We start from the raw sequence: 7,987 nt of genomic DNA on the forward strand, positions 1-7,987 counted from the left end.
CAGAGTGACCATACGTTCTTTCGTACAGACGCCCCATCAGACCAGGTCGCAGGGCCCGAGCGGGGCACGTGCCGAGAGATCGCGTAAAGAGAGCCGCCAAGTCGACATACGACCGCGGTTTCATCAGCGAAGATAGGGCGTGCAGCCTGCCGCACGCGCGGGCAACCGGAACTACCCATACAGGGGCGGTGAGTTACATGATCCTGGCAGCGGAAAAAGGCGACATCACCACCATCATCGGCGGAATCGCCCCGAACTGGGGCCCGTTCGGCAGCCTCGGCAACGAAGCGAAGGTCATGATCGAGGTGGTCATGGCCGTGGCGATCCTGCTGTGCCTGGGCATCGCCATCTGGGGTGCGGCCAAGCAGCGCATCGGCGCGACCGCCCTGCGGGACACGTTCAGCGCGGAACAGGGCAAGGGCCTGATCGTGGCCGGCCTGACGGGCGTCTTCATCATCGGCTCGCTCGGCACGCTGTTCACGATCGTCTACGGGATGGCCGTCTAGCCACGCACCCCGCCGCCACCTGATCCTGATGACGACTCACGAGACCGCGTGGACGCGGGAACCAGCGCTACCGTCGTACGACGCGGAGGGGGCGGACACGGAATGAGCCACGACGATGGTTACGGCACCGACGCCGGCGTCGGCGGCACGGGCCAGACCCGTACCCGCCTGCCGGACTCCGCGTCCGACCCCTACGGCGGCGCCCGCCGCCCCGCGCGCTCGTCCCGGGGCCTGGTGACGGTGGTCGGCGTGGTGGTCCTCCTGATCGCGGCCATCGCCTTCGCCAACCAGGGCGACGACACCCCGACCACCCCGGCCACGTCGGACAACGCCCCGGCGGACAACGCGACGGCCCCTACCGGGGTCCGCCCCGTCGCAGGCAAGAACGGTGAGATCCCCAAAGGTTTCGCGCACGATGCCCAGGGCGCGCAGTCGGCAGCCGCGAACTACGCCGTGGCCCTCGGCTCGGACGGCATGTTCGACGCCGCGCGCCGCCGGGCCATCGTCAGCGCGGTATACCTGCCCGACGTGGCCGCCGCACGCCAGGCGGACCTGGATCGCGTGTACGCGAACAAGGACTTCCTCACCCGCATCGGGCTCGACGCCAGCGCCAAGGCGCCGAAGGGCCTGACCTTCATCTCGCGCACGAATCCGGTCGGCAGCAAGGTCGAGAAGCTCGAGGGCGACACCGCGAACGTCTCCGTCTGGTACTCGACGCTCTTCGGTCTCGCAGGCGAAGGATCGACGAACCCGGTCGCCGAGAGCTGGTACACGAACACCTTCGAGCTCCGCTGGAACAACGGGGACTGGAAGATCGCCTCCTTCACTCAGAAGGACGGGCCCGTCCCCGTCGGGCGGGACCAGGCCGCTTCCTCGGCCGAAGAGATGGCCAATGCCGTATCGCAGTTCGGAGGGTTCACCTATGCGCGCTGACCCTCGTGTCCTGCGCCTCACGGCGCTGTTCGCCGCGGTGCAGACCACGGTCGTACTGTTCGCCGCCCGCGTGGCCGCCGCCCCCACCCCCGGTCCGACGACCCCGGGCAACGAGGCGTGCGACCTGATCCGCGGACCCGCGAAGGACTACTGCGAAGGCGGCGAGCCTGCGCCCGGGAGTACCCCCGGCGGAGCCGGCCTCGCGCCCAGCAACCCCGCCGACGCCCTCAACCCGCTCGCGTCCCTCGCCAAGGGCTGCGCCGACGCCGCCGCCTGGATCGTCGGCGAGCTCAGCAAGATCGTCAAGGGCACCGCCGACGTCGACTTCACCAACCTCAGCTTCCTCAAGCAGTACGCCATCGTCTTCGCCGCCTCCACCATCCTCACCCTCGTCCTCTGGCTCCTCGCCGTCACCAAGCGGGCCATCCGCGGCGTCCCCCTCACCACCGCCATGTCCGAAGCCATCGGCTTCCTCTGGCTGACCGTCCTCGCCTCCGCCTTCACGCCCCTGATCCTCCACACCGTCGTCTCCGCCACCGACGGCGTCTCCGAGGTCATCGCCTCCGCCACCGGCAACCAGACCGACGTGTTCTTCGGCTCCTTCGTCGAGGCCCTCAAGAAGGGCGACAGCATCGGCGGCGGTCCGATCATGCTGATCGTCGTCGCCCTCGTCACCGTCCTCGCCGCCGGCGTCCTCGCCCTCGAACTGGTGATCCGCGCCGCCCTGCTCTACGTCGGCGCCCTCCTCGGCGTCGTCGTCTACGCCGGCCTGGTCGACCGCAACATGTGGGGCCACGTCCGCCGCTGGGCCGGGATCATGATCGCCGTCATCCTCGTGAAGCCGGTCATCGTCATCGTCCTCGGCCTCGCCGGGGCCCTGGCCGGCGAGAAGGGCCCCGACGCCTTCTCCGCCGTCGTCTCCGGCCTCGCCATCATCCTGCTGGCGATCTTCGCCTCCGCGATGATCTACCGCTTCGTCCCCGGCTTCGGCGACGAGATCGTCTCCGCCCGCAGCAACCGCAAGCAGGCCACCGACGGCGCCCAGGCCGCCGCCGTCATCAGCTCCCCGGCCACCCTCGTCTCCCAGGGCATCAAGACCCACAGCAGCCGCGGCGGCGCCCACCGCGCCGGCGGCGGGGGCGGCGACGCCAGCCAGATCTCCGGAGGCATGGCAGCGCACAGCAGCCGCGGCTCCGGCGGCGGGGCCGGCGGCGGAACTGTCCCCTCCGCCGCACCCCCGCCCCGTACGAGTTCGAGCACGAGCACGAGCACGAGGAACACAGGAGGTGACGGGCGTTGACGACCCAGTCCCACCAGATCCACCCGGTCGCGCCCCGCCGCACGTATCTCATCGGCCGCGCCCGGCCGAACGCGATCGTCGGCAAGAACCGCGAGACGGGCGAGATCGCGCTGATCATCGCCGGGGCCTTCCTCGGCATGATGGGCGGACTGCTCGTCCCCGGCCTCACCCTGCGCATCGTCGGCCTCGTCGGCTTCCCGATGCTCGCGCTCGCCGCGGTCTACGTCCCCTACAAGGGCCGCACCTTCTACAAGTGGTTCGAGATCAACCGCAGCTTCAAGCGCACCGTGCGCCGCCGCGCCACCTACCGCTCCGGCGCCATGGAGGCCGGCGTCCGCGCCGGCGACGGCCGCGAGGTCGAGGTCGGCCCGCCCCCCGGCATCGGCCGCATCAACTGGCTCGCCGCCCCCTTCGGCCCCGACGAGATCGCCGTCCTCCTGCACGCCGACCGCCGCACCGTCACCGCCGCGATCGAGATCGAGGGACCCGGCGTCGGCCTGCGCGACAGCGAGGACCAGGAAGCCCTCGTCGACCGGTTCGGCACCCTCCTCAAGCACGTCGCCAACGGCGACGGCTTCGTCACCCGCCTGCAGATGCTCGCCCGTACGCTCCCCGCGGACCCCGACGCCCACGCCAAGGACGTCGCCCAGCGCGGCGACGTGAACGCGCCCGTCTGGCTGCGCGACTCCTACGACCAGCTGCAGTCGATGGTCTCCACCTCCTCCGAGCAGCACCGCGCGTACCTCGTGGCCTGCATGCACTACACGCGCGAGCTGGCCGCCGAGGCCCACACCATCGCCCGCGCCACGCCGGGCAAGGGCCGCCTCGACAAGGACGCCGGTCTGGCCGTCGTCATGGCCCGCGAGCTCACCGACATCTGCGCCCGCCTCGCCGAGGCCGACATCCGCGTACGCCAGCCGCTCGGCCAGGGCCGCCTCGCCTCCCTCGTGCACTCCATGTACGACCCCGACCACCCCATCGACCACATCCAGGCCATGACCAAGCGCAACGCCTGGCCCGCCGAGCTCGACGCCATGGAGCCCACCTACCTCCAGGCCAAGACCCGCGAGTCCTCCACCCGCGCCCCCTGGTGCCACGCCACGGCCTGGGTGAAGGAGTGGCCGATGACCCCCGTCGGCGTCAACTTCCTCGCCCCGCTCCTCGTCCACACCCCCGACGTGATCCGCACGGTCGCCGTCACCATGGACCTGGAGCCCACCGAGGTCGCCATCGAGCGCATGCTGACCGAGAAGACCAACGACGAGGCCGACGCCTCCCGCGCCGCCAAGATGAACCGCACCGTCGACCCCCGCGACATCGCCGCCCACGGCCGGCTCGACCAGAGGGGTGAAGATCTGGCCAGCGGCGCTGCCGGAGTCAACCTGGTCGGGTACATCACGGTGTCCTCGCGTTCGCCGGAGGCCCTCGCCCGCGACAAGCGCACGATCCGCGCCTCGGCCGGCAAGTCGTACCTGAAGCTGGAGTGGTGCGACCGCGAGCACCACCGTGCCTTCGTCAACACCTTGCCGTTCGCCACCGGCATCCGACGCTAGCTGGAGGGCAGACCCGCCATGCGAGATCCGCTGTCCGTGCTGACGGACGCCTTCACCAGCTTCCTCTTCGGGAAGGTCGAGACGACCCGGCTGCCCGTGCGCACCTCCACCGGCCAGGCCCAGGCGGTCTACCTGCCGACGGCCGCCCCCGGCCTCGGCGACTCCGGTGTGATCATCGGACGAGAGGTCTACAGCGGCAAGGGATACATCTACGACCCCTTCCAGCTGTACGGGCAGCAGCTCCCCGCCCCGCACTGGCTGGTCCTCGGTGAGTCCGGCAACGGCAAGTCGGCGCTGGAGAAGACGTACGTCCTGCGCCAGCTGAGGTTCCGCGACCGCCAGGTCGTCGTCCTCGACGCCCAGGGCGAGGACGGCGTCGGCGAATGGAACCTGATCGCGCAAGAGCTGGGGATAACTCCCATCCGGCTGGACCCGATCGCCGCGAACGACGGTGGCATCCGGCTCAACCCGCTCGACCCGGCGATCACCACCACCGGGCAGCTCGCCCTGCTGCGGACCATCATCGAAGTCGCGATGGGCCACGGCCTCGACGAGCGCTCCGGCTTCGCGCTCAAGGTCGCGCACGCGTACGTCGTCGAGACCATCCTGGACCGCCAGCCGGTCCTGACCGACATCGTCGAACAGCTGCGCCACCCGGAGGCGGAGTCGGCGCAGGCCATGAACGTCGACATAGACGACGTACGGGCCTGGGGCCTGGACGTCGCCCTCGTCCTCGACCGCCTCGTCGACGGCGACCTGCGCGGCATGTTCGACGGCCCCACCACGGTCGGCATCGACCTCGACGCCCCGCTCATCGTCTTCGACCTGTCCCACATCGACCGCAACTCCATCGCCATGCCCATCCTGATGGCGATCGTCGGCGTCTGGCTGGAGCACACCTGGATCAGGCCCGACCGGAAGAAGCGGATCTTCCTGGTCGAAGAGGCCTGGCACATCATCAACAGCCCCTTCGTGGCCCAGCTCTTCCAGCGGCTGCTGAAGTTCGGCCGGCGCCTCGGCCTGTCCTTCGTCGCCGTCGTCCACCACCTCTCCGACGTGGTCGACGGTGCGGCGGCGCGCGAGGCGGCGGCCATCCTGAAGATGGCCTCGACCCGCACCATCTACGCCCAGAAGGCCGACGAGGCACGCGCCACCGGCCGGGTCCTCGGCCTGCCCCGCTGGGCGGTCGAGATCATCCCGACCCTGACCCCCGGTATCGCGGTCTGGGACGTCAACGGCAACGTCCAGGTAGTCAAACACCTGATCACCGAGGCCGAACGGCCGCTGGTCTTCACCGACCGCGCCATGACCGAGTCCTCGGCGCCCGCCCCGGAGCGGCTCCCCGACGACCTGCTCGCGGCCGAACTGGAGGCGGAGGAACGCGCGATGATGATCGAGAGACGCCGGGGCGGCGGGGCCACGGTGGCCTGAGATGCGCGAGGAACGGCCCGTACAACGCGGTGTCCCGGACGGCCTGCTGGTCGGCCTGCTGGCCTTCCTGCTGGGTCTGGCCGTCCTCGTCTGGTCGGCGACGGGCCTGGCGGCCTGGTTCGCTCGCGGCGCCTGGCCGGACACGGTCACCTTCTCGCACACCCCGGGCGCCGTCCGCGCGCTGATAGGGCAACCGCACGACGTGGCCGCCGCGTGGCCCGACACCGACCCGGCCGCCCTGTCGGGGTGGGGGCTGTTCTGGGGCCTGTTCATCAGCCAGCTGCTGGTGCTGTTCGTCCTGACGGTCTTCGGCATGGGCGTGATCGCCCGTACGAAGTCCCGCCGCGCCCTCGCCCGGGAAGCCCGCCAGGAGGCCCGGCCCGGAACCCAGCAGCCGACGGCGGTCCCGGAGCCCCGGGAGACCCGGGAGGCCCCCCGCCGGGAACCCGTGGCCACGGACGGCGGACCGCCTCCGGGGCCGCCCGCGCACGCCCCGACGGGCGCCACCGCGGCGGCCGCCGTCTCCGCCCACGGCCGCGGGCCCCTCGACGAGGCCCACCGCTACGGCTTCGGCCACGCCCCCGCCGCACCCTCCACACCCGCCGCGCCGGTCGACACCCCCTCACGGAGCGGCGGCCGGATGCGCTACGGCGGCCCGAACGACCGCTTCCACGCGGCAGCGCAGCGCATCTCCGAGTCGGAGGGCGCCGCACTGATCGTGACGTCCTCCCCCACCCTGTGGGCGGAGACCAAGGACGCCCGCGCCAAGCTCGGCCCGGTCCTCCTGTACGACCCCTCGCACCTGTGCGACACCCCGGCCCGGATGCACTGGAACCCGGCCGAGGGCTGTACCGACCGGGACACGGCGGCGGCCCGCGCGCTCGCGCTGCTGGCGCCCGTCCGGCCGCAGGCCCGGATCGACGCGGCGGTCGCCGATACGGCGGAGACGCTGCTGCGCTGCTGGCTGCACGCCGTCGCGCTGGACGACCGCCCGTTCAAGCAGCTGCACCGCTGGGCCCAGGGCACGGGCGCCCAGGATCCCGTACGCGTGCTGCGCACCCACCCGCAGGCGGCCGCCGGCACCGCGGGCGAGCTGGAGAGCGCCCTCACCGCCCATCCCGAACGGCGCGACATGGCCCAGCAGCTGACGGCCCGTGCCCTCTCCTGTCTGACATCGATCCATATCCGTGAGGCCTGCAACCCGAACCGAACGGATTCGCTCACGTTGGCATCGTTTCTGACCGAAGGGGGCAGCCTGTACGTGGTGGGTGAGGCCCTGGAGGATCCCCGTACCCACCCGGGTGCGATGCCCCTGCTGACCGCACTCGCGTCGAGCGTGGTCGAGCACGGCCGGCGCATGGCCGCACGGTCATCCCACGGCCGGCTCGACCCACCACTCTCGCTGATCCTCGACGACGTCGCCGCCGTGGCTCCGCTGCCCCAGCTCCCCGAGCTGCTGACCGACGCGACCCTGCCGATGCTCGCACTGTGCCGCAGCCGCGAGCAGGCCCGCGCCCGCTGGCCGGAGGCGGCGGAACTGCCGGCCCGCTAGAGGGTGTCCACGGGCCGCTGGACGACGTACTCGTGCTCCTTGGCGGACGGGTCGCCCGGCATCGGCACCACGTCACCGGAGAACTCGAACCCGACCCGCCGGTAGAACGCGGCGGCCCGGTCGTTCTTCTCGTGCACGTAGAGGCGTACGCGGTCCAGGACGGGCTCCTCCAGCGACCAGCTCCAGTCCAGCGCGGCCCGGAAGAGCTCCTGGGCGATCCCGCTGCCCCGCCGGCCCTCGCGTACGTACACGCCGACGATGTGGCCCTGCGTCACCGTGATGGCGCGCTCCAGGAAGTCGGTCGTGCCGATCTCCTCGACCAGGACCGTCACGCTGCCGTCCCACGACCCGTCCGGGGCTTCGGCGACGAACTGCCGCACCGCGCGCCCGGAGGCGGCGCCGGCGGCCCGGTCCTGCCACTCGCCGTCGGTCCGGGCCTCGGCGGTCTCGATGCTCTCCAGGAAGGCGATGGGAGCGACGGGGTCGTGCAGCGCGGCGATCCGCAGCTCCTTGACCTTCTCCCATTCGTCGGCGCGTACAGCTCGTATCACGTGCTTGGTCATGCCGGGGATCCTAGCCAGCCCGGGTCACCCGCCGTCCACCCCTTTTTGACTCGGCCCTGAACGCAGAAAAGCCCCGCACCATAAGGTGCGGGGCTTTCCCACAATGATTGTTCGGCGGCGTCCTACTCTCCCACAGGGTCCCCCCTGCA

General features: G+C 71.3%; 7 protein-coding genes. 6 read left to right on the top strand and 1 reads right to left on the bottom strand.

Features of this window, described 5'->3' with window-relative positions; all coding sequences use genetic code 11:
* Positions 1-197: 197 nt before the first annotated feature.
* The 6 genes from ACZ6KO_RS31545 (at position 198) to ACZ6KO_RS31570 (ending at position 7,275) form a co-directional block, all read left to right on the top strand.
* Positions 198-506 (top strand): hypothetical protein, encoded by a 309-nt coding sequence (locus ACZ6KO_RS31545; RefSeq protein ID WP_008742356.1) that lies wholly within the window; start codon positions 198-200, stop codon positions 504-506.
* Positions 507-608: 102 nt separating this feature from the next.
* On the top strand, positions 609-1,439 hold the full coding sequence (locus tag ACZ6KO_RS31550) for a hypothetical protein (RefSeq protein ID WP_469307394.1): 831 nt from the start codon (positions 609-611) through the stop codon (positions 1,437-1,439).
* Complete coding sequence (locus ACZ6KO_RS31555; protein ID WP_469307395.1) at positions 1,429-2,739, top strand: hypothetical protein; 1,311 nt, start codon at positions 1,429-1,431, stop codon at positions 2,737-2,739. Before ACZ6KO_RS31550 ends, ACZ6KO_RS31555 begins: the two co-directional genes overlap by 11 nt.
* Positions 2,736-4,292 carry an SCO6880 family protein gene (locus ACZ6KO_RS31560; RefSeq protein WP_469307396.1) on the top strand — a complete coding sequence of 519 codons (1,557 nt, stop codon included), beginning with the start codon at positions 2,736-2,738 and terminating at the stop codon, positions 4,290-4,292. Before ACZ6KO_RS31555 ends, ACZ6KO_RS31560 begins: the two co-directional genes overlap by 4 nt.
* A gap of 18 nt (positions 4,293-4,310) precedes the next feature.
* Positions 4,311-5,723 (top strand): ATP-binding protein, encoded by a 1,413-nt coding sequence (locus ACZ6KO_RS31565; RefSeq protein WP_401453866.1) that lies wholly within the window; start codon positions 4,311-4,313, stop codon positions 5,721-5,723.
* A 1-nt stretch (position 5,724) separates the two neighbouring features.
* Positions 5,725-7,275 (top strand): P-loop NTPase family protein, encoded by a 1,551-nt coding sequence (locus ACZ6KO_RS31570; RefSeq protein ID WP_469307397.1) that lies wholly within the window; start codon positions 5,725-5,727, stop codon positions 7,273-7,275.
* Here ACZ6KO_RS31570 and ACZ6KO_RS31575 read toward each other — a convergent pair.
* On the bottom strand, positions 7,272-7,838 hold the full coding sequence (locus tag ACZ6KO_RS31575; RefSeq protein ID WP_469307398.1) for a GNAT family N-acetyltransferase: 567 nt from the start codon (positions 7,836-7,838) through the stop codon (positions 7,272-7,274). The two genes, ACZ6KO_RS31570 and ACZ6KO_RS31575, sit on opposite strands and share 4 nt — an antisense overlap.
* Positions 7,839-7,987 lie beyond the last annotated feature (149 nt).

It is taken from the genome of Streptomyces sp. NPDC042102 (assembly GCF_055582305.1).

Coding starts and splice junctions, on each gene's coding strand:
- ACZ6KO_RS31545 (WP_008742356.1), top strand. CDS start 198: ATGATCCTGGCAGCGGAAAAAGGCGACATCACCACCATCATCGGCGGA.
- ACZ6KO_RS31550 (WP_469307394.1), top strand. CDS start 609: ATGAGCCACGACGATGGTTACGGCACCGACGCCGGCGTCGGCGGCACG.
- ACZ6KO_RS31555 (WP_469307395.1), top strand. CDS start 1,429: ATGCGCGCTGACCCTCGTGTCCTGCGCCTCACGGCGCTGTTCGCCGCG.
- ACZ6KO_RS31565 (WP_401453866.1), top strand. CDS start 4,311: ATGCGAGATCCGCTGTCCGTGCTGACGGACGCCTTCACCAGCTTCCTC.
- ACZ6KO_RS31570 (WP_469307397.1), top strand. CDS start 5,725: ATGCGCGAGGAACGGCCCGTACAACGCGGTGTCCCGGACGGCCTGCTG.
- ACZ6KO_RS31575 (WP_469307398.1), bottom strand. CDS start 7,838: ATGACCAAGCACGTGATACGAGCTGTACGCGCCGACGAATGGGAGAAG.